At 55.2% G+C, this 23,495-nt stretch carries 22 protein-coding genes, 3 tRNA genes and 1 pseudogene; 3 read left to right on the top strand and 23 right to left on the bottom strand.

The genetic code is table 11. The annotated features are described in order from the left end of the window. Positions 1-350 precede the first annotated feature (350 nt). Positions 351-1,796, bottom strand: a complete 1,446-nt coding sequence (locus tag ACTNC3_RS06705) for a S1C family serine protease (protein ID WP_441226883.1) — start codon at positions 1,794-1,796, stop codon at positions 351-353. 392 nt (positions 1,797-2,188) lie between these two features. On the opposite strand from ACTNC3_RS06705, the gene ACTNC3_RS06700 reads away from it, so the two are divergent. Continuing rightward, positions 2,189-3,124: a diacylglycerol/lipid kinase family protein gene (locus ACTNC3_RS06700; RefSeq protein ID WP_441226882.1), complete on the top strand. Its 936-nt coding sequence runs from the start codon at positions 2,189-2,191 to the stop codon at positions 3,122-3,124. A gap of 62 nt (positions 3,125-3,186) precedes the next feature. On the opposite strand, the gene ispF is transcribed toward ACTNC3_RS06700, so the two are convergent. From ispF to ACTNC3_RS06600, 20 genes and pseudogenes are all read right to left on the bottom strand, one after another. Beyond that, complete coding sequence (gene ispF, locus ACTNC3_RS06695) at positions 3,187-3,654, bottom strand: 2-C-methyl-D-erythritol 2,4-cyclodiphosphate synthase (protein WP_410043726.1); 468 nt, start codon at positions 3,652-3,654, stop codon at positions 3,187-3,189. Positions 3,655-3,669: 15 nt separating this feature from the next. After that, entirely contained in the window at positions 3,670-4,998 is a 1,329-nt protein-coding gene (locus tag ACTNC3_RS06690) for a murein hydrolase activator EnvC family protein (protein ID WP_441226881.1), read from the bottom strand. A 100-nt stretch (positions 4,999-5,098) separates the two neighbouring features. Next, positions 5,099-6,007, bottom strand: coding sequence for a cell division protein FtsX (locus ACTNC3_RS06685; protein WP_410043728.1), 909 nt, complete (start codon positions 6,005-6,007; stop codon positions 5,099-5,101). Between the two features lie 245 nt (positions 6,008-6,252). Then, positions 6,253-6,906: pseudogene (ftsE, locus tag ACTNC3_RS06680) on the bottom strand (cell division ATP-binding protein FtsE); the annotation flags it as partial. 264 nt (positions 6,907-7,170) lie between these two features. Continuing rightward, on the bottom strand, positions 7,171-8,262 hold the full coding sequence (locus ACTNC3_RS06675) for a PucR family transcriptional regulator (RefSeq protein ID WP_410043729.1): 1,092 nt from the start codon (positions 8,260-8,262) through the stop codon (positions 7,171-7,173). Between the two features lie 278 nt (positions 8,263-8,540). Beyond that, positions 8,541-9,653, bottom strand: coding sequence for an ABC transporter ATP-binding protein (locus ACTNC3_RS06670; protein ID WP_410043730.1), 1,113 nt, complete (start codon positions 9,651-9,653; stop codon positions 8,541-8,543). A 164-nt stretch (positions 9,654-9,817) separates the two neighbouring features. Continuing rightward, positions 9,818-10,468, bottom strand: coding sequence for a S1-like domain-containing RNA-binding protein (locus ACTNC3_RS06665; protein WP_441226880.1), 651 nt, complete (start codon positions 10,466-10,468; stop codon positions 9,818-9,820). A gap of 104 nt (positions 10,469-10,572) precedes the next feature. Continuing rightward, positions 10,573-11,304, bottom strand: coding sequence for an acyl-[acyl-carrier-protein] thioesterase (locus ACTNC3_RS06660; RefSeq protein ID WP_441226879.1), 732 nt, complete (start codon positions 11,302-11,304; stop codon positions 10,573-10,575). A gap of 111 nt (positions 11,305-11,415) precedes the next feature. After that, complete coding sequence (locus tag ACTNC3_RS06655) at positions 11,416-12,708, bottom strand: cation diffusion facilitator family transporter (RefSeq protein WP_441226878.1); 1,293 nt, start codon at positions 12,706-12,708, stop codon at positions 11,416-11,418. A gap of 281 nt (positions 12,709-12,989) precedes the next feature. Beyond that, positions 12,990-13,469, bottom strand: a complete 480-nt coding sequence (mscL, locus tag ACTNC3_RS06650; RefSeq protein ID WP_410043734.1) for a large conductance mechanosensitive channel protein MscL — start codon at positions 13,467-13,469, stop codon at positions 12,990-12,992. Between the two features lie 53 nt (positions 13,470-13,522). Then, complete coding sequence (locus ACTNC3_RS06645) at positions 13,523-14,332, bottom strand: hypothetical protein (RefSeq protein WP_441226877.1); 810 nt, start codon at positions 14,330-14,332, stop codon at positions 13,523-13,525. A gap of 162 nt (positions 14,333-14,494) precedes the next feature. After that, positions 14,495-14,566, bottom strand: a tRNA-Gln gene (locus ACTNC3_RS06640). Between the two features lie 203 nt (positions 14,567-14,769). Further along, on the bottom strand, positions 14,770-15,879 hold the full coding sequence (locus tag ACTNC3_RS06635) for an FAD:protein FMN transferase (RefSeq protein WP_441226876.1): 1,110 nt from the start codon (positions 15,877-15,879) through the stop codon (positions 14,770-14,772). Positions 15,880-16,077: 198 nt separating this feature from the next. Continuing rightward, on the bottom strand, positions 16,078-17,175 hold the full coding sequence (locus ACTNC3_RS06630) for a GNAT family N-acetyltransferase (RefSeq protein ID WP_441226875.1): 1,098 nt from the start codon (positions 17,173-17,175) through the stop codon (positions 16,078-16,080). 131 nt (positions 17,176-17,306) lie between these two features. Continuing rightward, a complete protein-coding gene (trxA, locus tag ACTNC3_RS06625) occupies positions 17,307-17,624 on the bottom strand; it encodes a thioredoxin (protein ID WP_410043738.1) in 318 nt (105 codons plus the stop codon). Between the two features lie 132 nt (positions 17,625-17,756). Further along, positions 17,757-17,960, bottom strand: a complete 204-nt coding sequence (locus tag ACTNC3_RS06620; RefSeq protein ID WP_410043739.1) for a ferredoxin-thioredoxin reductase catalytic domain-containing protein — start codon at positions 17,958-17,960, stop codon at positions 17,757-17,759. Between the two features lie 132 nt (positions 17,961-18,092). Further along, a complete protein-coding gene (locus ACTNC3_RS06615; RefSeq protein WP_410043740.1) occupies positions 18,093-18,467 on the bottom strand; it encodes a desulfoferrodoxin family protein in 375 nt (124 codons plus the stop codon). 191 nt (positions 18,468-18,658) lie between these two features. Next, positions 18,659-19,201: a rubrerythrin gene (rbr, locus tag ACTNC3_RS06610; RefSeq protein WP_410043741.1), complete on the bottom strand. Its 543-nt coding sequence runs from the start codon at positions 19,199-19,201 to the stop codon at positions 18,659-18,661. 326 nt (positions 19,202-19,527) lie between these two features. After that, entirely contained in the window at positions 19,528-19,929 is a 402-nt protein-coding gene (locus ACTNC3_RS06605; protein WP_441226874.1) for a NifB/NifX family molybdenum-iron cluster-binding protein, read from the bottom strand. A 26-nt stretch (positions 19,930-19,955) separates the two neighbouring features. Next, the gene (locus ACTNC3_RS06600; RefSeq protein WP_410043743.1) at positions 19,956-20,114 is read right to left on the bottom strand and encodes a hypothetical protein; all 159 of its coding nucleotides are present in this window, start codon (positions 20,112-20,114) and stop codon (positions 19,956-19,958) included. A 186-nt stretch (positions 20,115-20,300) separates the two neighbouring features. On the opposite strand from ACTNC3_RS06600, the gene ACTNC3_RS06595 reads away from it, so the two are divergent. Both ACTNC3_RS06595 and ACTNC3_RS06590 read left to right on the top strand, forming a co-directional pair. Continuing rightward, positions 20,301-20,386: transfer RNA gene (locus ACTNC3_RS06595), tRNA-Leu, on the top strand. Between the two features lie 43 nt (positions 20,387-20,429). Then, positions 20,430-20,517, top strand: a tRNA-Ser gene (locus tag ACTNC3_RS06590). Positions 20,518-20,725: 208 nt separating this feature from the next. On the opposite strand, the gene ACTNC3_RS06585 is transcribed toward ACTNC3_RS06590, so the two are convergent. Together ACTNC3_RS06585 and ACTNC3_RS06580 are read right to left on the bottom strand one after the other, a co-directional pair. Further along, complete coding sequence (locus ACTNC3_RS06585) at positions 20,726-22,708, bottom strand: LCP family protein (protein ID WP_441226873.1); 1,983 nt, start codon at positions 22,706-22,708, stop codon at positions 20,726-20,728. Positions 22,709-23,018: 310 nt separating this feature from the next. Further along, positions 23,019-23,471 carry a V-type ATP synthase subunit K gene (locus tag ACTNC3_RS06580; protein WP_410043745.1) on the bottom strand — a complete coding sequence of 151 codons (453 nt, stop codon included), beginning with the start codon at positions 23,469-23,471 and terminating at the stop codon, positions 23,019-23,021. Positions 23,472-23,495: the final 24 nt, after the last annotated feature.

Raw genomic sequence — 23,495 nt, 5'->3', positions numbered from 1 at the left:
TCTGCCCGCCCGGTAAAATTTCTATGACGGCACATCCTGCGTTCGCCAATGCTTCTGGCGCTACATCATCGCTTCTCATAGGGTCATATAAAACTATTTTAAGGCTTAAAGGCGCGCGCGTCAATGACAATGAGGCCCTGCCGGACGGCCCTCTCATGGAGTAACAAAGAAGCCTTGCCATAGGCAAGGCTCTGAATACGTTCGCCACTAAGGCATCCATGCGCCGCTCCGTCCTTCGGACGGCCCTCTCATGGATTAGCAAAGAAGCCTTGCCATAGGCAAGGCTCTGAATACGTTCGCCACTAGGGCATCCATGCGCCGCTCCGTCCTTTGGACGGCCCTCTCATGGATTAGCGCTGATACTGGTTGAAGAACTGCTGGAACTGCTGCCACAGCTGCTCCTGGTCGCTGCTACCGGAGCCGTTCGAACCCTGGCTGCCGTCCGAGCCGTTGCCGTTTGAGCCATTACCGTTCGAACTGCTGCCGCCGTTCTGAGAGAACGGGTCGTTTGCGGAGCCCTGGTTCTGCTGACTCTGTGTGCCGGACTTCTTGTTGGTGTTCGAGGTCTCGGAGGAGCCCAGGGTGACGTCGACGGTTACCTCGTCATACTGGCTGCCGTTCGGACGCTTGACGGTGACCTTGACAGTCTCGCCGGCCTTATACTTCGAAAGAAGGTTCGAGAGATCGTCGAAGGTGTTGACGCCCTGACCATCCAGTGCGGTGATGATATCCTTCTCCTGGAGGCCGCTGTTCTCAGCATTGGAGCCCTCAGTGAACTTATAGATGAAGACGCCCTGCGGCATGTCGAAGGTCTGTGCGGTCTGCGCATCGATGTTCTTGACCTGGATGCCGAGGTAACCACGCTCATTCTCCGGAACGGCCTGACGTGTAGTCAGTGTGGACAGTGAATCGATGACCTTCTTCGCCTTCGCGGATGGGATGGAGTAGCCCATACCCTCGACATCGGTATCACTGTACTTCGCGACGTTGATGCCGATCAGCTCGCCCTGCATGTTGAGGAGTGCGCCGCCGGAGTTGCCCGGGTTGATGGCGGCATCCGTCTGGAGAAGTCCGGACTCGCTGCTCTCACTGGTCTGTACATCTCTGTCCTTCGCGGAGATGATACCGGTGGTGACGGACTGACCGTAGCCCAGTGCGTTACCGATCGCCACGACCTGATCGCCGACCTGTATGTCATCGCTGTTGCCAATGCTGATGACCTTCAGCGCATCCATCGTCGCCTGAGGAATATCGGAAAGCTTTACAGCGACCACGGCGAGATCCGCGGAGGCATCGGTACCCTTGATTTCAGCATCGACACTCTCGTTATCACAGAAGGTGACGGAGAGGGAGCTCGAATCGGCGACCACATGGTTGTTGGTGACGATCAGAAGCTCGGTATCATTCTTTCCGACGATGACGCCGGAACCACTCGCCGGTACCTCGGTCTCATAATTCTGGTAGTTCCCGAACAGGGAGAAGCCGTTCGCCTGATACTTCATCATATTGGTGATGGCGACAACCGACGGCATCGCGTTCTTCGCGACCTCACTGACGGAGCCATAGCCAAGCGTGGATGCCGGAGCGGTACCACTGCCCGCTGTGCCTGCCGCCTGTGTTTCCGCGGCAGCCTGGGTCGCGGCGGCGGTGGTCTCCGGTGTGACGGCCTGGGCGCCACTGTCACTCTGGTAAGCGATGCCGGCCTTCTGGGCGGCGACATTGACCCCGACCATGGATGCACCGGCGACGGCACCGAACAATACAGCACCTAAAACGATTCCTGCTACTTTTTTCATCATGAACCTCCTGAGAAAGTGTAGTTCCTGATCGATCGTATATGTTCATTCATCGTGATCTGGTAAAGCCGGACTGCGATCGCAACAGACCTTCTGCGTTCTGCTGCCGACCGCCGCTTCGACGATCACGGATGATGCTCATGCACATCAGCTATCTTTCTGTTTACATCGAGTATGATACGTGATTTCTGTGTTGAATTTGTGTCTTAGATTTGGAGAATTTGTGAAAAACGCGCTCGTGTACAGTCGATATAGAAGGTATTCTGAAGCGAAGATTTTCACAGGTGAAGCATAGAATTTCGAAGGGATTCGAAGGGGCAGTTTATAGTCTTTTTAGAGATGAAGCGACTGAAAAATGCTATAATTTTTTCATATAAAGCTTCGGAGGAAGTATGTATTATTTCATCATCAATCCGGAGGCCTCAGGTGGCCGCGGACGAAAAATCTGGGATAAGGTACTCAAATATTTAAAACGGACACATAATACGGAGAACTACGAGGTATATCTTACGGAGAAGGCCGGCGATGCGCGCCGCTACGCACAGCAGCTGTCCGAGCGCTGTCCGGAGAAGCGGACGATCACCGTCATCGGTGGCGAGGGTACGCTGAACGAGGTCGTGGACGGACTGCACATGGACGGTGACCGTGTGTCCGTCGCCTATATTCCGACGAAAACGGATAACGACATCGCGCGCTGCTATCGGAAGCGCTATACACTGCGCGCGCAGCTGAAGCGTCTCCGGAATCCGTCGGATGAGCTGCTGCTCGATTATGGTGTGCTGAACTGTGCGACCATGAATCGCCGCTTCGCGGTGAGCTCCGGGATCGGCTTCGATGCGGCGCTCTTTCCAGCGCTGTATGCCGAGGGGTATGACGGTGCGGGCGACACAAAAAAGCCGTTCTTCCAGCGACGGCGGGCGAGCTATTTCCATATCTTCGTGCGGGAGCTGATCCATGCGCGTCCGAGTCATGGCTATGTGATCCTCGATGGCGATAAGCGCCACGAGTTCAACAACATCCTGTTCATCTCGGCGCATGTACATCCCTTCGATGGTGGCTATATGGTCTGCCCGAAGGCCGACGGAGCGGATGGTTACCTCGATATCTGTATCGTGAGCACGAAGTATAAGTGGCGGCTCCTCCTGATCATGCTGGCGAGCATCTTCGGAAAGCATGTCACCCATACCGGTGTGCATCTCTACCGCTGCCGTGAGGCCGTGATCCATACGGATCGGGCACTTCCGGTGCATGTGGATGGCGAGTCGATCGGTGAGCAGACGGACTATACGCTGACCTGCATTCCGAAGAAGCTGCGGCTGCGGCTCTGAGCGGATATACACTTTCGTCAAAAGACCCGGAGGGCCAGCCCTCCGGGTCTTTTGACGGAAACTTAAATCAGCAGTGCGACGGCCTGTGCGCTGATGCCTTCGCCACGACCGGTGAAGCCGAGATGCTCCTCCGTGGTGGCCTTGATGGACACCTGGTCGACGGAAAGGTTCAGGGCCTTCGCGACATTCATACGCATCTCCGGGAGATAGCTCATCAGCTTCGGACGCTGCGCGATGATAGTAGAGTCGATGTTCTCGATGCTGTAGCCATGAGCGGCGAGGATGAGGCCGACCTCATGAAGCAGCTGTACGGAATCAGCGCCCTTATAGCGCGGATCCGTATCCGGGAAGTGCTGCCCGATATCACCGAGGGCGGCTGCACCGAGCAGTGCATCCATGATAGCATGCACGATAACATCCGCATCGCTGTGACCGTCGAGACCACGCTCATACGGGATGGTCACGCCGCCGAGGATCAGTGCACGTCCCTCGACCAGTTTATGTACATCATATCCTGTTCCGATTCTCATAAATACCTCCATTCATTACATATAGGACTGTGGATCCACATAGCTTCCGTTTTCACGGATGCCGAAGTGGAGATGTGGTCCGGTAGAGTAGCCGGTGGAGCCGACGGAGCCGATGCTCTCGCCCTGCTTGACTTCCTGCCCCTCGGAGACACCGAGGCTTGCCATGTGCATGTAGACGGTATACACACCGCTGCCATGGTTGATCATCACGTAGTTTCCGGCCGAGGCAGAGTAGGTCGCGATCACGACCTCACCGCCGGCGGCCGCCACGACCTTCGAGCCACTGGATGCCGCGATGTCGATGCCCTTATGATAGGTGCTGGCACCCTCGGTCGGCGCTTCACGGGAGCCGAAGCTACTGCTGATGCGTCCCCCCGACGGAACCGGCCAGGTGAATCCGCCACTCATCGTCCGCGACGTGTAGTCCGGCTTCACCTTCTCGACCGAATCCGGATCCTTACCGGCAGCGACGGCCGCCTTCCGGGCCGCCTCTTCCTTCGCCTTCGCCTCGGCTTCGGCCTTCTTCCGTGCCTCCTCTTCCTGCCGTTTGATTTCCTTCTCCATCGCGGCGATCGTGCTCTCCTGCTCCTCGATGTCCGCGTAGAGTGCATTGATCTCACCCTGCTGCTGGTTCGCCGTCGACTGCGCCGAGCGGATCTTCTGATTATAGGCGGCGAGCTCCTGGTTCTTCTGTGCGAGCAGGGTCGCCACGCTCTGCTGCTTCGCGCTCGCGGATGCCTGCATCGTCACCAGCTGCGCCTGCTCCGCCTCGAGCTGCAGATTCGTGTTCGTGATAAACTGCTTCGTCGCCGCAAACTCGTCCAGCTTCTGCCGGTCATACTCCGTGATCTTCGCGATGTACTCCGCCTTGTTGAGGAGATCTGCCCAGCTTTCGGCATTCAGGATCATGTCGATGAAGCTCGTATCACCCTTCTCGTACATGAAGCGGATGCGCAGCTTCATGCTGGCATACTGGTCCGACTCGGTCTGCGCCGCCTCGGCGAGCTGCCCCTGCGTGAACTGGATGTCCAGCTGCTTCTGCGCGATGGAAGCATTGAGCTCGTTCACCTCGTTCGTGAGCTCCGTCATGCTCTGGTCGAGTGCTTTGATGTAGCTCGCGGTATCTGCCTTCTGGTCCTTGAGCCCGCTGATGGTATCGTTCACCTTCGCCTGCTCTTCCTTCAGTGCATCGATGGCCGCCTGATTCGCGTCGATCGTTTTCTGCGCCGACGCGATCTGCTTCTTCTCCGTCTCCGCCGCGAGGTTCGGCTTCGCCGTGCAGCAGAGGGACAGCACGAGCGCCGCCGCAAGCATATTCAGTTTCGCTGATTTCTTTTTTCTCATGTCTTCTTTCTTTCGGCTGATGCCTTCGTCCTTCGCATCCGCATGTCGCGGATCGTCTTCCAGACCTCGATGCATCGACGAGGCTTCGCGCCACCTTGTATTATACCCGGAGCGACTTTCGGATCGTCACGAAGGAGACGACGAAGCCGACACCGACACCGAGGCCCAGCGCGACTGCGACCATCTGCGGATAGATGGTGCTGATCGGAATAGGCTGGAACAGCGTCGAGATCGAGACAAAGTGGCTTGTGACATAGTGGACAGCCTTTTCATAGATGAAGTAGATGCCGGCCAGCGGGATCAGTGCACCGACGAGGCCGAGCATCACACCCTCGACGAGGAACGGCAGGCGGATCATGAGGTTCGTCGCGCCGATCATCTTCATGATCATGTTCTCGCGTCGACGGAACTGTGCCGCGACGGAGATCGTGTTGCTGATCAGGAAGACCGACACCGCCAGCAGTACCGCGATGATCACGGCGCTGAGCAGCGAGATGATGCGGTTCAGCGAGCTCAGTCCCGTGACGGCTGCGTTCGAGTAATTCACCTGACGGACGACCGGGAAGCTGTGAAGCCAGTCCACGATGCTCTGCTGATCCTGGATGTTGTTGAGGAAGATCTCGTAGCTTTGGGAGTTCGCGAGCGGGTTGTCCTCGGCGAATGCCTCTGCGAGCAGCTCGTTGTTATCGAAGTAATCGCTCTTAAACGTTTCCCAGGCCTCCTCGGCAGAGGTATAGTGGGAGCTCTTCACCTCCGGACGCGCCGCGATGGCCTCGCCGACAGCATTGACCTCCTCAGAACTTGCGTCATCGGTAAAGAAGACGGTGATGCCGACGGTGGTTTCTGCGGTTTTCGCGATGTGCTGTACGTTCGTCACGATCGCGAAGAACAGACAGAACAGGAAGATGCAGGCCGCGATCGTCGCTGTAGAGGCGGCGGAAAACAGCTTGTTATGCAGTATGTTTTTGAATCCGGAATGGATACAGTAACCGATGGCGTTCGCTTTCATCTGACGTCACCTCCCTTTCTCCGGCTGACATGACGCGGGCGGTGGCTGCCACCGAGACCGCGCGGGCGTTCCGTGGAAACTGTTTCAGAACTGAGCTCCGACACGTTTTCACGGATGGACGCGGTCTCTTCCGACATACTTTCCTCCGCTGTCGATCGTTTGCGTGATCGACGACGTTGCATCTCCGGGACAGCCTTCTCTGCTTCTGCAGAAGCGACAGACTCGCTCGCCTCTTCTGCAGCGGAATCCGAGATGATCTCGCCGTCGGCCATGTGAACGGTGCGCTTGTTCATCATACGGACGAGCTCGAGGTCGTGCGTGATGACGATGACTGTGGTGCCCTGCGCGTGGATGCGCTCGAGCAGCTTCATGATGCTGACGGCGTTCTCGTGGTCGAGGTTGCCGGTCAGCTCATCTGCGATCAGGATCTCCGGACGGTTGATCAGTGCGCGGGCGATGGCGGTACGCTGCTGCTCGCCACCGCTGAGCTCGCGCGGATAGGCATCGTGCTTCTCGCTGAGACCGACGCGTTCGAGCATCTCCGCGACATCTGCGCGGATTTCCGGGGTGGATTTACCGGCGATCAGCTCGGCGAAGCCGACGTTCTCATAGACGGAACGGTCCTCGAGGAGCCGGAAGTCCTGGAAGACGACACCGAGACGGCGACGGTACTTCGGGACGAGACGTCGCTTCATGTGCTGCAGGGCGAGCCCGTTGACGGTGATCTCGCCCTCCGTCGGCTCGAGCTCCTTCGTGAGGAGGCGGACGAGCGTGGATTTACCAGAGCCGCTGCGCCCGACGATGAAGCAGAACTCGCCATCCGCGATGGTGAGACTGACATTTCGGAGGGCCTCAACGCCGTTTTTATAGCTTTTGGAAACGTTTTTGATTTCAATCATTCTTATAGAAGGTCCTTTGGTGGGGTGTTGCACATCGTATATCGCGCAAGGGCTCGATGCACCTTGCGTCCGGGTTGCCTTCAGAAACAACGCAAGGGGGCTTCCGGAAGACGATGCCGCACTATATAAAATAATAGCAAAAACCGGTCCGTGGTGTATACACCATGGACCGGCTAATTCATGTCAATAATCTTAAGATTTTTTCAGAGACAGGGCTGTCTCCGGACGCTGAGTGAAGCGTCGATGGATCGAAGACTCGAAGAATTAATAGTCGATGGTCTCCATATACTTCATGTACTTTACAACCATGAGTGCGATCTTGAAGGTAATCGCGTCATCAAATACACGAAGGTCCAGACCGGTGGAGCGCTGCAGCTTATCGAGACGGTATACCAGGGTGTTTCTGTGGATATACAGCTGACGGGAGGTCTCGGAAACGTTCAGGTTGTTCTCGAAGAACTTGTTGATCGTGGTCAGGGTCTCCTCGTCGAACTCGTCCGGAGAGACGGTCGTGAAGATCTCGCGGATAAACATCTTGCACAGTGGCAGTGGCAGCTGATAGATCAGACGGCCGATACCGAGACGGTTGTAGGCGATGATGTTCCGCTCTGCATAGAAGATCTTACCGACCTCGAGGGCCATCTTCGCTTCCTTGTAGGACTTCGAAACATCCTTGATCTCGTTCACGACGGTACCGTAGCTGACACGGGCATCGATCATCGCCTCGGTCTCGAGCATATCGAGGATCGTCTCGGCTACATGGTGGAGCTCATCCGAGGTCTCGGTCGGCTTCACTTCCTTTACGACGATGACATTTTTCTCATCGACCGCAGTGACGAAATCGTGAGTCTTTGCAGCGAACAGTGTCTTCAGTGCTTCGAGGGCGCCGGAATCGCTGGTGCTCTTCTTGGTTTCGATGATGTAGACCACGCGCTTCACGCTGACATCGATATGCAGCTTCTTCGCACGGTTATAGATGTCGACCAGAAGCAGGTTGTCGAGCAGGAGGTTCTTGATGAAGTTGTCCTTATCGAACTTCTCCTTATATGCAACCAGCAGGGTCTGGATCTGGAAGGCGGCGAGCTTGCCGACCATGTACACGTCGTCGCTGTCGCCCATCGCGATCAGCACATACTCGAGCTGGTGCTCGTCGAAGATCTTAAAAAACTGATATCCGCCCACGGCCTGGCTGTCTGCCTGTGATTCCGCAAAGGACGAAACCATAGATTCTGTATACTGGTTATCGGTAAAGGTCGATGCAAGCACCTTTCCATCAATGTCCGCAATGGCGATATCAACTCTTGTAATACTCTTGAGAGAATCAATCGTGCTCTGTAAAACCTGATTTGAAATCATTCTCTACTCCTTCTGCACTTAACGACTAGATACGACTAGTACTCCATAATTATTGATATTTTACTAGATTCGATTTCTAAAATCAATCATTGTATCGACCTGATGACTGTCATTTTCCGTCGTTTTGTAAGCGTTCAGGCAGTGCCGCCCCGCCCTCCCTGAGCGTTTCCGTCATTTTTCAGCCTCTTTCGGCCTCTTTTCCATGCATGGCTGTATAAAATGATACGATGAACGAAAAAACACCCGGTGGATCTCCCACCGGGTGCGCTGTGATTCTTTTAGTTTGTGATGGTCTGCTCTGTTTCCTTATCGAAAACGTGGATCTTCGCCTCATCGAGTGCGAACGTAACGGTAGAACCGGTACGAGCAGCGGTCTTCGGGTTTACTCTTGCAACCCAGCCTGCATCGGCGAGGTCGAAGTAGAGAAGGGTCTCTGCACCGAGCATCTCGTATACCTTGATCTCAGCCTGTACGGTCTGCTTCGGGTGAGCAGCTACGAAATCTGCCTCATCGTGCAGATGCTCCGGACGGATGCCGAGGATGACGGTCTTACCGATGTATCCGCCGTCCTTCAGCTTGGCAGCCTTGGCAGCGTCGAGGGTGATGGTGTGGCCTGCGAAGGTAAGGGTTACATCATTACCCTCGGCCTTGCACTCTGCGTCGATCATGTTCATCTGCGGAGATCCGATGAAACCTGCAACGAACTTGTTGCACGGTGTATCGTAGAGGTTCTCCGGTGTATCTACCTGCTGGATGATACCATCCTTCATAACGACGATTCTGGTACCCAGTGTCATCGCCTCGGTCTGGTCATGTGTTACGTAGATGATGGTGGTCTCGAGGGACTTGTGGAGCTTTGCGATCTCTACACGCATCTGTGCTCTCAGCTTCGCATCGAGGTTACTGAGCGGCTCATCCATGAGGAATACCTTCGGTCTACGAACGATCGCACGTCCCATCGCTACACGCTGTCTCTGTCCACCGGAAAGAGCCTTCGGCTTTCTGTCGAGGAGATGCTCGAGATCGAGGATTCTCGCAGCCTCATGCACCTTCTGATCGATCTCTGCCTTCGGAACCTTACGAAGCTTCAGACCGAATGCCATGTTGTCATATACGGTCATATGAGGATACAGAGCGTAGTTCTGGAATACCATCGCGATATCTCTGTCCTTCGGCTCGACGTCATTTACTCTCTTGCCGTCGATGATCAGGTCACCGCTCGAGATATCCTCGAGACCTGCAATCATTCGAAGGGTGGTTGACTTACCACAGCCAGATGGTCCGACGAAAATGATGAATTCCTTATCCTTGATATCGAGGTTGAAATCCTTAACAGCGACGAAGCCGTTCGGATACTTCTTGGTTACATTCTTAAGCTCAACACTTGCCATAATTTTTTCTTCTCCTATAGGGCACAAACGTTTAGTGATCAGGTTCCCCAAGCCTTTTTCAACTGTACTCATCGTACACTTGTGGAAACATTTTCTCAACGGCATTTGTTCCTAGAAAAGACCGGTTGAATTTATACAAACTGTCGAGCGATTTTTTAAAACGGTCAATATACACAAAAGATCGAGGTCTTCGTGATTTTAATTCTTCCTTCTTTCAGCAATTTGCCCACAGCACGCTTGAAAGCGGCCTTTGACATGCCGAAATCCCGCATAATTTCGTCAGGTTGAACAGTTTTATCGGTGTAAGGTACATGTCCTTCGAACTTTTCCGTCAGGATCGCGAGAACCTCATCGGCATTTCGCTCATAATGATAGGTCTTAATTTGATCATTCTGTATAACCGTCGCCTCTTCGTGCTTCTTTGTATACATCGTGGCGGCGAGACGCTGGCTGTGATCGACGTACAGATAGACCTCGACCTGGTCGCCGGCCTTAATCTCGTGGCGCATCTCGTGGTATGGCAGAAGCACATCACGCTCGAGTCCGATGTCCACGAACGCACCGATCTTCGTCACATCCTTTACGAGCACCTTCGCGATATCGCCGACCTGCATGAGCGGCTTTCGGGTCGTCGCAATCAGACGGTCACTCGAATCCTTGTACACAAACACGGAGAGCTCATCTCCGATCGTCTTCCCTGCCGGCACCTGCTTCTTCGGAAGCAGCACCGAAGCACCCTCACTGTCTGCGAGGTACACACCGAAGTCCTTCTCTCGCGCGATCTTCAGTGTCTGGATCTTTCCTAATTCAATCATGTTTTTCCTCTTCTTTCTATTACGTACAGGCTGTCCGCATGCCGCGGTACGCCCTTTTTTTATACTGTATTTCAGGCCAATGTCTCCATCGGCATGCCGCCCGTTCAGCTGCGGATAAACTCTACATTACAGTAGACCTCGCCGGCAGGGCTCTGGAGGCTGACGATCAGCCCGCCGTCTGGTGACGATCCATATTTCGGAAGCATTGTATCCCCGAGCACGGCCGCCTTACGATACTCTGCGCGGATGCGACCAGCGTGAAAACGCTCTTTTCCACCGGCTGCCTCGGTGAGCACCTCGTCGGCGATCGCGATGTACTGTGCGTTGTTGACGTGATGATTACTGTCGATGTGATGCGGCTGCACGAGGATCGGTGCGGCTTCCGTGAGCACTTCCAGTTCCGTGATCTTTCGCTCGCTGGCCGGGAGCGCCAGCACATCCCGCATCTCGCCGAACGGCGTCAGCATATCCTCGGTGATTTTCGCAGGACGCATACGCTCGGTGTCATAGCAGAACCAGAGGCTGTCGGCGCGCAGGATGTAGGCACCGGCTTCGTCCTTGATCCAGAAGTTACGGTGTGCCAGCACGCCGCGGAAGGCATGCGGGCAGGTGCCGATCGTGAGGCGCTCACAGAGCTTCGGCATGCGCTCGATATAGATGTCCCAGTAGCTAAGCAGCCAGGCGCGCTTCATCTCCCGCAGATAATCGACCGTGAGGCCGACCTCCGTCGAGTGGAAGGTACTGCAGTCCTGCAGGTAATTCACGACCGAAAGTATCGTCGCCTGCTCATGCTCGTCTGTCTCGGAATAGCGGACCCGCTCGTTAAATTCGTACATGCGTTACTCTCCTTCTGTGCTGTTGTATGGAACTGTCTTCGCTTCGTCTGTGCCTGCAGTGCAGCCATCATGTGGCTGGACTGCGTCTGTGCCGCCAGTGCCGACGGCACCTTACTGCTTATGTTCTGTGCCCTCTGGCTGCTCTGTGTGTTCGAGATCCTCCGTAGCACGTGCCCGTGCTTCGGCGTCCTCCTCGGCGGAGTGCGTGTGCATGTACGGCTTATCGAGCTGGATGATGCAGCGCACATCCGGATTCTCGATCTGCATCCGGTTCTGGATGCCGTGCAGGAGCTGGTTTTCTTCTTCCTTCGTCAGGTTCCATGGTGTGATGAGATCGAACACCAGGTAGATGAGCTTCTGCGTCTGCGCACCGTTGCTGCCCGCGACGAAGCTGTGCTTCGTATGCTTCTCTTTTACGAGCTGCGCGACGTCGGAGCTGTGCCGGATACGGAAATCGTGGAAGCTGCTCTCCGGGGAGAGCTCGGCGAGGATGTTCGCCAGCATTGCCCTGTAAAAGCGGGTCTCATCGTCGTTATGAATCGGGTCCATGTGAATCACCAGGTGGACGCCGAGCCGTGTTTCGCAGTCATGCTCGATCCGGTCGATGAGGTCATGGGCGCTTTCGATGTCGCTGCGGCCGTCCACCTCGGCATGGATGGTGGCCATGTACTGGTTCGGACCGTAGTTATGGACGATCAGGTCATGACTTCCGAGGATGCCCGGATAGCGCTCGACGAAATCGATGATGGTATAAAAGAGCTCCGGATCGATGGAGTCGCCGATCAGCGGTGCCAGGGTCTCCCGTGCGATGCCGACACCGTTCCAGAGGACGATCAGGGAGACGAGGAGGCCGACATAGGCATCGATGTTCCGGTCGAAGAAATGGAAAATCAGGAGGGACGCGAAGGTCGTCGCGGTCGTGAGGATATCCATGAAGGCATCCTGGCTCGACGCACGGTAGATGTTCGAGTCGATTTTCTCTGCGACGCGACGGTAGAACAGCGCGAGGCCGAGCTTCGCCAGCATGGAAACGAGCAGGATCACGGCGGCATAGATGCTGTAGTGCATTATCTCCGGATGGAGGATCTTCTGAAAGGAATCCTGCAGGGAGCTGAGGCCGACGTTCAGTACCAGGATCGAGACGATGAAGGCCGCGATGTACTCGATGCGCCCGTGCCCGAAGGGGTGATCCTCGTCGGCTTTCTTTCCGGCCATCTTCGAGCCGACCACGGAGATCACGGAGCTGCCGGCGTCGGACAGGTTGTTAAAGCCATCGGCCATGATCGACACGGAGTTGATGATGATGCCGATGGAAATTTTAAATACAAAAAGGAGCAGGTTGCATACGATTCCCGTCAGACCTGCTCTCTCAGATATTTTCGTTCGTTCAGTATGTTCGTTCATATTCGCCTCTGTTAACTCATCCAACAGACTCTTGTTACGGCTGATGTCACCGCCCTGTGCTCACCCGGCGCTGTGCGATCGCACGACGCGGATCTGTGCACTGCTGCCCTTCAGCGGGCCTCAGGATACATAAAACACCTGTGAGCGTTTTAGAATCATAAACGCTCACAGGTGTTTCGTCAAGTGAATTATCTGTGGCTCGGTCGATCGGGTAATCTTCGTACTGTTCCGCCGAGCCACGCCTTGACTTAACTACGTTTGAACAGTAACATCTTCGACGTTTAGCTGTTCAGCTCTGCCGGATCGATCTGAAAGCCCTCCAGCTTCGAGGTGCAATGCGGGCAGCGGGTCGCCTTCACGTCGATCTCCGACATGCAGTACGGGCAGATCTTCGTGGTCGGAGCGGCTGGTGTCGGCTCCGCCTTCGGCTTCCGCAGGTGGTTGATCTCCTTCACGAAGAGGAAGACCACCAGTGCCATCACGAGGAAGGAAATCAGCTCGGTGAGGAAGGCACCATACGCGAATACTGCGCCCTGCTCGACCGCCTCGCTGTAGATCTTCGTGGTCTGTCCGGCGAGCGGGATGAACATGTTGGTGAAATCCAGCTTTCCGGTGAAGATGGACAGGATCGGCATGAAGAGATTGTCGACGACGGACTTCACAAGTGAGGTGAAGGCCGAGCCGATGATCATGCCGACCGCCAGATCGACCATGTTGCCCTTGATGGCAAACTCCTTAAACTCCTGTATAAAACGCTTCATATTTTCCCCCTGCGTCCGGAAGGACGGTTTCAACGTGGTTTACAGTTCTAAGATCAGTATATCAGTGCGCCGTCTGCGCCGACATAGTGTGTGCCGGTGTAGTCCGAGAAAATCAGGTTCTTATCCATGAAGCCGTTTGCACCGATGTGGTAGAGCTTGCCGGAATCCACGATCCACTTGCTGAAGACCGGTGCGCCGTTTACGAGGTAAACGTGGCCGATGCCCCAGTCGGTGATGACACCGTTCGTGAGGAAGTCACCGCTGGTGCTGGTCGACTGAGTTGCCGGTGCGCTGGTGCCGCTAGGACCTGCACTCGGTGTGCCCGGGGTACCCGGTGTGCCTGCAGTGCCCGGTGTCGGGATGGAAGAACCAGGTGTGTTATTTGTATTTACACCACTGTTGGTTGCAGCGGTGGAAGAAAGCTTCTTCATCATATCGGAATCGATCTCGAGGAAATCAGACTCGGATGTGGAAACAGAGGTTTCACCAGTACTCTTTTTACTTGCTGTGATTTTAAAGGTGTAATCGCCGGTTTTTCCATAGGCCTTAATCTTTGGAGTTATATCTACGGAACCGATTTTTGTATTGGTTGTTATGGAAATACCTGTACCGCCATCATTACGACGAACCTTGATTGTTGCTTTAGAACTGTCATCGGAAGCATCCCAAGTGGCATAGATGTGAATCTTGCCGTTGGCGTCCTCCTGTACATCCCATTCTGCGCCTTCACAAGAATAATCATACTCTTCATCGTCATCCTTCTTGGATGCATAGGCTGTGATCTGACCGAGTACGGCACCGGCTGGTGTCGAGGTCGCGACAACAGCGGCCATCATGATTGCGCTTAACTTACGTAATTTCATACTTTTTCCTCCATGGCGTCCATGTATTTTTGTGGGCTCGTCCCACTTTTTCGTATACTCTTATGTTAGCTTTTCAGAGGACAGATGGCAAGGAACATATTCAGTTCTTTTTCTTACAAAAAAATCCCAAGACCTTGATAACCAAAGTTCTGGGATCTTTCGCAGCGCTACCAGGATTCGAACCTGGGAATGACGGAATCAGAATCCGTTGCCTTACCACTTGGCGACAGCGCTATGTGTTTGTGCCGCTCGCTTCAAGCGACTCATATATAGTACCTGACTTTAAAACATTTGTCAACAACTAATTTTAAAATTTTTCGGGGCCCCGGAGGGGCCCGTAGGAGGTATAGTTCAGCCAGGGTCCCCGGCTTAGATTTTACCGGTCTCGGAGTATTGTGCCTCCGTTGCCGCCCCTCCGGGTCCCCTTAGCTGAGCACTTATGCTTTCGTATAGTTCAGGAAGCCATCCGTGTACTCCTGGTGCCCGTCTGCGTCGATCCACATAGCTTCGAGGTCCTCGACCCGGAAGTCGGCACCGAGGGGACTGCTGCCCTCGCGGATGGACTGGATCAGTGCCTTGCCATCCTCGACCGGCATCATAAAGAGCGCGGTCGACAGAGCGTCGGCGAGGCCGGAATCCTCGGTCAGAATTGATACACTGCGATGATACTTCGCCGGATACAGGGTATCCGGATCGATGATGTGATGATAGCGCTGACCGTTCACGACGAAATAGCGCTCATAATCACCGGAGGTGACGAGGGAGCGGCCATCGAGGTAGCAGACGATCGCGTACTGGTCGCCGGTCTGGCTGTCGCGGTATTCCGGACTCTCCACCGGGCAGACCCACTTCGCGCCATCGCCTTTGATACCGATCGCACGCACATTACCGCCGAGGTTCAGGAGGAAGTTTTCCGAGTCCTCGTTCTGAATCAGCTTTGCAGCATTTTCCGTCGCATAGCCCTTGCCGATGCCGCCGACGTCCAGGCTCATCTCCGGGTCCTTCAGGTAGATAGTGCCGGCTGCGTCGTCGATGATGACATCCTCGATGTTTGTATGCTTCGCGGCTTCCTCCAGTGCGGCCTGATCCGGCAGCTCAGCGTGTGCCGGATCTTCGATCCCGGCTTCCCGCTTGTCATGCCAGAGATGCAGCACTGCGCCGTAGGCGATATTGACCCTGCCATCGGTGAGGGTGTAGACCTCCTTGCCCCATTTTATGAGGGAAAGGAGATCCGGATCGACCTTTACCGGCTGAATGCCGGCGTTGTCATTGACGGTTTTCAGGTTGTTGATGCCCTCGTAGTCGTTATAGATGTCGTAGAGCCTATGCTCCTTCAGGAGCTGTGCGTGGGAGCTCTCATAACACTTCTGGAAATCCGCTTCACTCTTCTCGAAGCCGATCTCCATCGAGACGGTGTCGAAGACATCCAGGAACTGCTTGTTGTAGCGCTCGAGCTTCGTCGCGCGGCTGCAGCCCGGCAGGCTGCAGGCCAGTGTGAGGCCGGCGCAGAGAAGCGCCAGCATTTGCTTCAGTTTTATGTTTCTCAATCGATGTTCTCTCTTTCGAAGGATGTAGGCGTAACGGTGCCGGCAGGGGGCCGCTCCCTGCCGGCACTGTTACGTGTACGCGGGAGGGGCTGTATGCGTTTCACTGCCGCTCTCTTTCGGATCGTGGGCAGCTGGAGACATTGGCCTCTGCTGCAGCTTAGAGCCGAGCATTCAGTATAGGGATGCGGGCGCCTTCTGTCAATGCCGGATGATCTTCCGAATCACGGAGAGGACGAGGCCGACGCCGCCGGCCATGAGGATCATCGCGCGGTTCACGACGAGGCGGGTGGAGGCGATGGCGAGGCCCACGATGACGGGCTGCGCAGATTCCATGATCGGGCTCAGGAGCAGGGCGATCACCTCCACGAGGAGCAGGAGGATGAAGGCGGTCATGCCGCGGCCGGTATCAATCGTTTCCAGCGTGCCGTAGCGCACATATTTCTTTCTGGAGAGCATCCAGAAGAGGGAGATCAGGCTGAACAGCGTGATGCTCGCGAAAACCGAGATGAAGGTGATTTCGGCGACATTGTGGTCCGTGATCATCGACTCGATCGGGCCGAGGGCGTTCAGGTTTTCGAGCGCCGGTACGACCATGAGAAGATACAGGAGGATCAGTGCGGCCACAGAGAAGAGCTGCAGGACACGGTTCACGCCCATGAGCATGCGGTCGCGGATGCCGCCATCGACTGGGCCATCCTCCTCTTCGTCGCCGTACGCTGTGTCACGGAAATAGGCGTCCTCTTCTTTCTCTTCTTGGTTCGGAAGTGGATTCGCATGGCGGTTTCGTACGCTGCCTGGTCGTCCGGTGGACGGCTCTGCCGCGAAATCAGAAGCAGCGCGCGGTGTGGAAGGCCGTGTGCTGCCGGAAGAGGCCATGTCTGCCGTGGAAGATGCGGTGTCAGCCACCGGGATCGTGATGGTCGTGGCGTTCAGCGTGGAGCCGGTGGACATGGACGGCTGCGTCCGTTCGGGCATGTCCAGCACGGGCTGCTGGGCTGTGTCGGTCGGCATGTAGGATGGGCTCAGAAGATGCGCGGCTTCGCTGTGCTTCGCGAACCAGTCCACGGCGTAGCTGCAGCTCGGATATGCTTTCAGCTGATTTCGCTCGAGGCAGGTGATGAGCCGCGCCATGAGCTTCCCGGCGAGCCCCCGACCACGCAGACTCTCATCGACATAGGTATGGGTGATTTCGACCGTCCCCGGCTCCTCTTCCATCGCCGGGAAATCGATCTCTGCCAGTGCCTGCTCTTCGTCATCCACCAGCACGATGCGGTTTTTATAGGTTCTGAATTCCATAGTTCACCTCCGATAATTGACAGTATTATAGCATAGACGCAAAAAAAGGCCACCGCCTGTGCGATGACCTTCTTTCTCTTTTTCTGATCTGCAGTACGTCGTTTCTTCGATGAAGTGAGGCATGTCGCAACTCAGAGCTTCTTCAGCATCGCGAGGATGTCTTCCTTCGGGCAGTAGCCGATCGACTGGTCGATCATCTTTCCGTCCTGAATCAGCGCCAGCATCGGGATGCTGGAAACATTGAAGCGCATCGCGAGATCCATTTGCTCGTCGACATTGACCTTTCCTACCTTCAGCGTATCCGCATACTCCTCGGCGATCTCATGCACGATCGGAGACAGCATCTTGCACGGTCCGCACCAGTCCGCGTAGAAGTCGATCAGCACCGGCTTCGTAGAGTGAAGCACTTCGGTTTCGAAATTTGTTGCAGTGATTTTAAGCTCAGCCATACAGGCTCCTTTCTCTTTTTGGCCCTGCCGGTGGATGTGGCGGGCGTGGTCGTTTATGTGTTTCGCCAATGCTGTCAGCCGGATCGTTCGTCACTGGACGGAGAGCGCCTGGCTGCTCGACGCATCGCGCACTCAGTCCTTCAGTGATTTGTAGTACAGCATGCAGTGACAGAAACCCTCATAGTTTGGGTCGGCGATCTGGTCCTTAAATTCCTTACACATGCACTTCGTCTCTTCCGTACGCTCGAGGCGGCATGGACAGTAGCCACCAGTGCGCTTCAGACCTTCACGGACGGTATTCACCACATCCTGATCCAGATTCAGTTCTATTTTCATGTTTCTCACCTCGTCTTTCTGCTGGATGATGGCGGGTGCTTATGGAAAAACATCCGGTGCCGTGAAAGCACCGGATGTGTAGCTTCGCTGGCTCTTTCGGAGGCTTACGATGGCGTTTCGGCTGCGATTTCGTTAAGCCTTCCAGAGGCTGTGGAGGTTACAGTAGGCGTAGACCGCCTCCACCTCGTCGCCCGCACAGAGTGCGAAGTCTGCGACCGGCTTCTCGCCCGGATGCAGTTCCTTATGCTGATAGCCCTGCTTCGTAAAGACGGAGATCCACTCGATGTAGTGCTCCGGCAGCATCGGGTGCTCCACAGAGCCGACCTGTACATGCACGATCCCGTTCTCTACGCTCCATACCGGAACATGCTTCTCCCGTGCACCGTCACTGGTGCCGGCGATGAGCTCCGTCATCGGCTCGCCGCAGCAGACCACCGGGACGCCGCTGTCCTTTGCTTTTAAGACGATGTTTCCACAATGCTTACAAATATAATACTTCTGCTCCATGTTACGATCTCCTTTCTTCGTAGTGTTGAGTTTATGATCATGGCGATGATCTTCTGCTCCCACCGTCGTGTACGTTTATGCTTATGGCGATGCTCTTCTTTACTCACCGTCGTGTGCGTTCATCCTTCGATGAGGTCACATTCTGCCAGTGTTCGCCCGGATAAACGTACAGTGCTATGAAACATAGCGGATCAATAGTTCTCTGCGTGCACCTCGAAATAGCTCTGCGGGTGGTTGCAGGTCGGGCAGACCTCCGGGGCCTTCTCGCCGATGACGATGTGTCCGCAGTTGCGGCACTCCCAGACCTTGACCTCGCTCTTCGCGAAGACCTCGGCCATCTCGACGTTATGCAGCAGTGCGCGATAGCGCTCCTCGTGATGCTTTTCAATCGCGGCTACGAGGCGGAAGCGGTGAGCGAGCTCAGGGAAGCCCTCTTCCTCTGCGGTCTTCGCGAAGCCCTCATACATATCGGTCCACTCGTAGTTCTCACCCTCGGCGGCTGCCTTCAGGTTCTCAGCGGTATCCCCGATGCCGTTCAGCTCCTTGAACCACAGCTTCGCATGTTCCTTCTCGTTGTCCGCCGTCTTCAGGAACAGCGCAGCGATCTGCTCGTAGCCGTCCTTCTTCGCCTTCGAAGCGAAGTAGGTGTACTTATTGCGTGCCTGCGATTCGCCGGCGAATGCCTCCATCAGATTCTTCTCGGTTTGTGTGCCTGCATACTTATTCTTTTCCATCACATATCTCCTTTCGTGCTTTAATCATATCATCATTATACCAGCTTCGCAAAAGGCCGGCGCAGGCCGGCCTCAGAGTTTATAAAAACTTTCGAATTCATGGCTCATTATTAAACAGCGTGTTCAGATTCATAGCTGTCTGAAAATAGGGGCAACTAAAATCTCTTGTGTCCTTGACAAGGGGACTATTCATACGCCGCAATTTGCAGAACTGCAACTTACCGCCTATACAGTTTTTGCGTATGTGCATTCCCAATTACGGCTTACGCTTCGGATACGCGCTTATCTGCAAACGCTCTGTGTTCTCTTAGCTTGCGAGATCGGCATCAGTGGCAGCCGTGATTGCCGCAGCCGTGACTGCCACAGCTGTGTTCGCCCTCGCCGTGCTCGTGATCATGGTGGTTACATTGCACATCCGGGTTATAGCCGAGATTTCCAGCGATGAGTGCATTGACTGCTGCATCTGCGTCCCCGCTGACCCCACCGAAAAGACGGATACCGACCTCGGCGAGTGCCATTTGTGCACCACCACCGATGCCGCCACAGATCAGTGCATCGACACCGAGCTGCATCAGGAAGCCTGCCAGTGCGCCGTGGCCACTGCCGTTCGTATCCACTACTTCTGCACGAACGATTTCGCCGTTTGCGACATCGTAGATCTTAAACTGTGCGGTATGTCCGAAGTGCTGGAAAATCTGTCCGTTTTCATAGGTTACTGCAATTCTCATGATGATATTTCCTTTATGATCACTGGTTAAACCAGAGGTACAGCAAGTGCCGGATTTACCCGCGCTGCCGCATTCGCTTCCAACATCTGGCGTTTCGCTGATGTCATCCTGGCCTGCTTGAGATCCACGAGACGGATGACCTCGTACTCATCGAGCGTCAGCAGAATCGGAGCGCTCTCTGCCACATTGCATGGGCAGAATCGCTCCACCCTGGGCGCACTGCAGATTCGACGGCATCAGGGCGGTCTCGGCATCGCTGTATCCTCCTTTATTTCCGGTATATACCGATTATGCGCAATCAGAAGGGAAAAGTCAATCCGCGAATCGAATATTGACAAGCACGCTGTTTTTTTGTATTATAATTTGGTCCTGCCGGTATGGCGGAATAGGCAGACGCTCAGGACTTAAAATCCTGTGACCAGTGATGGTCGTGTCGGTTCGACCCCGACTACCGGCATTAGAGGATGGTTCGAGAGATCCATCCTCTAGTGTTATAAAATGGAGATGTACCCAAGTGGCCGAAGGGGGCGCACTCGAAATGCGCTAGGCCGGTTAAACGGCGCCAGGGTTCAAATCCCTGCATCTCCGCTCAATGAAAAGCCTGAAACCGATGGAATGAAGGATTCCATCGGTTTCAGGCTTTTTTGCGTCGGAATATACACATAAAGGACGTTTTTTGGTTTTTGCAGAGATATTCGTATACATAATTTTTAAAATGATCCTTGCGTGTACAGTTCGGTTAAAACTATAGAATCAGCCGGGTGATTTCCTCACCCGGCTGAGCTGTTACTGCGAATCACGCGGCGGTTTCTGCGATCGGCCCCGCTTCCGTCGTCTGTGGCGGCGCGACCGGTCCGACCTCCGGGCCGGCATTTTCCGTTTCCTTTACGGATGTGCCACCGTTATGTCGATCAGACGAATCGTTCTGATCAGAGCTGTCCGCTTTTCCGGAGGAAGTATGCTTATCCGAAGACACATTCGTATCCGAGTTGCCATTTGAACCACCGTTTCCGAACGAGGTGTTCTTATCGGAAGCCTCCGGCTCGTTCGAATGCTCGTCCTTCTTCGATTCCTCGCCCTTCGAAAGCTCCTCGATGGTGCTCTCTTCTTCCGTCGTCTGGTCGTTCGCCGTCACTTCGGTGGATTCAAGCGCAGATTCGCTCTCTGCTGCCGCGGCGGTTTCCGGTGCCGGCGTTTCCACAGCCGCAGCCGGATTCTGACCACTGTTTCCGGACTTTCCGCTGTCACCGCTGTTCGCGGCTGCCTCTGCTGCCTTCGTCACACCGGTGCCGCCACCGATCTTCGGGATGTCTGCATTCGGCAGCTCCCCGATGCCGGTCTTCTTCTGGATGTGCGCGGAGATCTCCTGCACCTTCGCACTCGGTGTGTAGCCGGTCGCATCATCGCCATACAGGAACGGGTGCAGCTGCGCTACGTTCGATACGAGCGTCGCCGGCACGACGACATTCATCTTTCCGACGTTTGTGGTATCACGTGAGAACGGGAAGCCGACAGCATTCTGAATCGTATACTTCTTCACGGTCTTCGCGATATCCAGGATATCGTCCGCGCCGATACTCGTCTGGATATCTGGCATGACCTCCATCGCCGTCGCCACCAGCGTCTTCTTGCTGGCCGCCTTCGCCTTCTGCATCGCGAGCTCCAGCACCTTCCGCTGACGCGCCGTACGGTTGAAATCGGTATCCATGAGACGAAGACGCGCATACGCGACGGCCTGTACACCATCGAGATGGTTCATGCCGCTGTGCTCGAGCTGCACGGAGCCGAGCCCCGTACCCTGCACCGTCTCCGTGATGAACGCATTGATATACGCAAATTCTTTATCGCTGATATCGAGATCGACGCCACCGAGCACATTGAGGCCCTCGGCGACCGCCTTCCAGTTGAAGGTCACATAATCATCGATGTCGAGATCGAAGTTCCGGTTCAGCGTTGCGATGGCCTGCTTCGGACCACCCTTGAAGTACGCCTCGTTGATCTTATGGTACTTTCCCTCGTCATCGATCTGAAGATACGTATCGCGGTAAACCGACGTGAGGTTCACATCCCCCGTCTTTCGGTTGATGCTCGCGAGCATGATAACATCACTGAGCGCCCCCGCACCGAGATTTCCGTCACGCGAATCGACACCAAACACCGCCACCGTCCAGTACGTCGACTGACCGAGCGATTTCACGGCACTGCAGCCGAAGAAGCCGCCAATGATGACGACCAGCACGAGGATACCGGCCAGCACACGACGGCCCCAGTTCGCCCTTTTCCTCCCGCGTGCCCGCCGCGGCGCGTTACCGGCCCCGGCAGAAGCATTCGCACGCAGGCCCTGCGCGGTGTTCGACACATCATGATTCATCCGCATATCTCCGACACGCTGTCTCGGCGCGTTCGCTGACATTTCGTCGCTCATCCGCGGATGACCGTTCCGTCTGCCCTGCACACCTGCAACCATCGCATCGTCCATACGACGTCCCTGCGCATTTGTCCGCTCCGCCGTACGGTCATATGCACCGTCCGTGCGATGCGTCTGCCCTGCGCCGCTCATCGAAGAAGCTGCCGCATCCGCATATGCGCTGTCCTCATCCTCCTCGAAGCTCGCCTCGACACGACTCGTCCGGTAGCGAAGCTCCTCCATCCGCTGCTGTGCTGCACGAGACGGCGCTGTCCGCCGAGGCGGACGCGCACCACCCTCACGACGCGGCGCGATATTCGGCACCTCAAGCCCGTCCTGATGATTCTGATGTTCGAAATCCTGATTATTCATATGCATGCATCATCTGAACTGTCCCATAGACAGAAGCGATGATCCTTTCTCCCGCTGTTCCGGGTTTTCTTCTTTTGCTTAATTTATCATCGAGATAGTCGTCAGTTTCTCTTTAGAGGATAACCTACCTGACGATACCTTGTTCCGACGGCATTATAACAGAGCTTAACTTAGAAACAAAGGATATTCACTCGATTGTCATTAGAAATTAATAAAGAATGTCGTGGTGCAGCTTCCGGGAACTGAACTGTCATAAAAAAAGGCCATCGGCGGATGCCGATGGCCTCATCAGAACCTGTTCTGTTGTGCTTTATGCGATGGTTGCTGTGTTGAGAAGCAGCATGCAGAATACCAGTGCGAACACGGCGACGGTCTCAGCGACACCGATCACGACGAAGTAGTTCGCAGTACCCTTACCGGTTGCACCGAGTGCATCCGCAGAAGCAGCGGCTACCTTGCCCTGGAACATAGCGGAGAAGCCGATCGCGATACCACCGAAGATACCGACACCGAGGGACAGTGCAGGATCGATGGTGCCTGCATTGTACGCACTCGCGATGAAGTTCATCAGAAGGAAACCGTAGATGGTCTGTGTCAGCGGTGCGCCGGCAAATGCCGTCATGATGAACGGTGCCTGCTTACCCTGTGCATAGCACTTCTTCCATGCGCCTACAGCGGACTGACCGGCGATACCGGTACCAAATGCGGAACCTAATGCAGAGAGACCAAGTGCTGCTGCCATACCAATAAAAGCGATATTCATAATAATCTCCTTTTTGCTTATCTG

This window comes from Oribacterium sp. HCP3S3_B9 (assembly GCF_052064255.1).
In the GTDB taxonomy this organism is placed as follows: domain Bacteria; phylum Bacillota; class Clostridia; order Lachnospirales; family Lachnospiraceae; genus Oribacterium.
Note: the sequence above shows the minus strand (reverse complement) of the source record. Positions and strands in the feature narration are given on the sequence as shown.

Excerpts from the sequence above, each read along its gene's own strand:
- ACTNC3_RS06690 (WP_441226881.1), bottom strand. The coding sequence starts at position 4,998 with ATGAGAAAAAAGAAATCAGCGAAACTGAATATGCTTGCGGCGGCGCTC.
- ispF (WP_410043726.1), bottom strand. The coding sequence starts at position 3,654 with ATGAGAATCGGAACAGGATATGATGTACATAAACTGGTCGAGGGACGT.
- ACTNC3_RS06685 (WP_410043728.1), bottom strand. The coding sequence starts at position 6,007 with ATGAAAGCGAACGCCATCGGTTACTGTATCCATTCCGGATTCAAAAAC.
- mscL (WP_410043734.1), bottom strand. The coding sequence starts at position 13,469 with ATGAAGCGTTTTATACAGGAGTTTAAGGAGTTTGCCATCAAGGGCAAC.
- ACTNC3_RS06670 (WP_410043730.1), bottom strand. The coding sequence starts at position 9,653 with ATGGCAAGTGTTGAGCTTAAGAATGTAACCAAGAAGTATCCGAACGGC.
- rbr (WP_410043741.1), bottom strand. The coding sequence starts at position 19,201 with ATGGAAAAGAATAAGTATGCAGGCACACAAACCGAGAAGAATCTGATG.
- ACTNC3_RS06700 (WP_441226882.1), top strand. The coding sequence starts at position 2,189 with ATGTATTATTTCATCATCAATCCGGAGGCCTCAGGTGGCCGCGGACGA.
- ACTNC3_RS06585 (WP_441226873.1), bottom strand. The coding sequence starts at position 22,708 with ATGAATAATCAGGATTTCGAACATCAGAATCATCAGGACGGGCTTGAG.
- ACTNC3_RS06630 (WP_441226875.1), bottom strand. The coding sequence starts at position 17,175 with ATGGAATTCAGAACCTATAAAAACCGCATCGTGCTGGTGGATGACGAA.
- trxA (WP_410043738.1), bottom strand. The coding sequence starts at position 17,624 with ATGGCTGAGCTTAAAATCACTGCAACAAATTTCGAAACCGAAGTGCTT.
- ACTNC3_RS06620 (WP_410043739.1), bottom strand. The coding sequence starts at position 17,960 with ATGAAAATAGAACTGAATCTGGATCAGGATGTGGTGAATACCGTCCGT.
- ACTNC3_RS06605 (WP_441226874.1), bottom strand. The coding sequence starts at position 19,929 with ATGAGAATTGCAGTAACCTATGAAAACGGACAGATTTTCCAGCACTTC.
- ACTNC3_RS06705 (WP_441226883.1), bottom strand. The coding sequence starts at position 1,796 with ATGAAAAAAGTAGCAGGAATCGTTTTAGGTGCTGTATTGTTCGGTGCC.
- ACTNC3_RS06655 (WP_441226878.1), bottom strand. The coding sequence starts at position 12,708 with ATGAACGAACATACTGAACGAACGAAAATATCTGAGAGAGCAGGTCTG.
- ACTNC3_RS06645 (WP_441226877.1), bottom strand. The coding sequence starts at position 14,332 with ATGAAATTACGTAAGTTAAGCGCAATCATGATGGCCGCTGTTGTCGCG.
- ACTNC3_RS06665 (WP_441226880.1), bottom strand. The coding sequence starts at position 10,468 with ATGATTGAATTAGGAAAGATCCAGACACTGAAGATCGCGCGAGAGAAG.
- ACTNC3_RS06615 (WP_410043740.1), bottom strand. The coding sequence starts at position 18,467 with ATGGAGCAGAAGTATTATATTTGTAAGCATTGTGGAAACATCGTCTTA.
- ACTNC3_RS06580 (WP_410043745.1), bottom strand. The coding sequence starts at position 23,471 with ATGAATATCGCTTTTATTGGTATGGCAGCAGCACTTGGTCTCTCTGCA.
- ACTNC3_RS06660 (WP_441226879.1), bottom strand. The coding sequence starts at position 11,304 with ATGTACGAATTTAACGAGCGGGTCCGCTATTCCGAGACAGACGAGCAT.
- ACTNC3_RS06675 (WP_410043729.1), bottom strand. The coding sequence starts at position 8,262 with ATGATTTCAAATCAGGTTTTACAGAGCACGATTGATTCTCTCAAGAGT.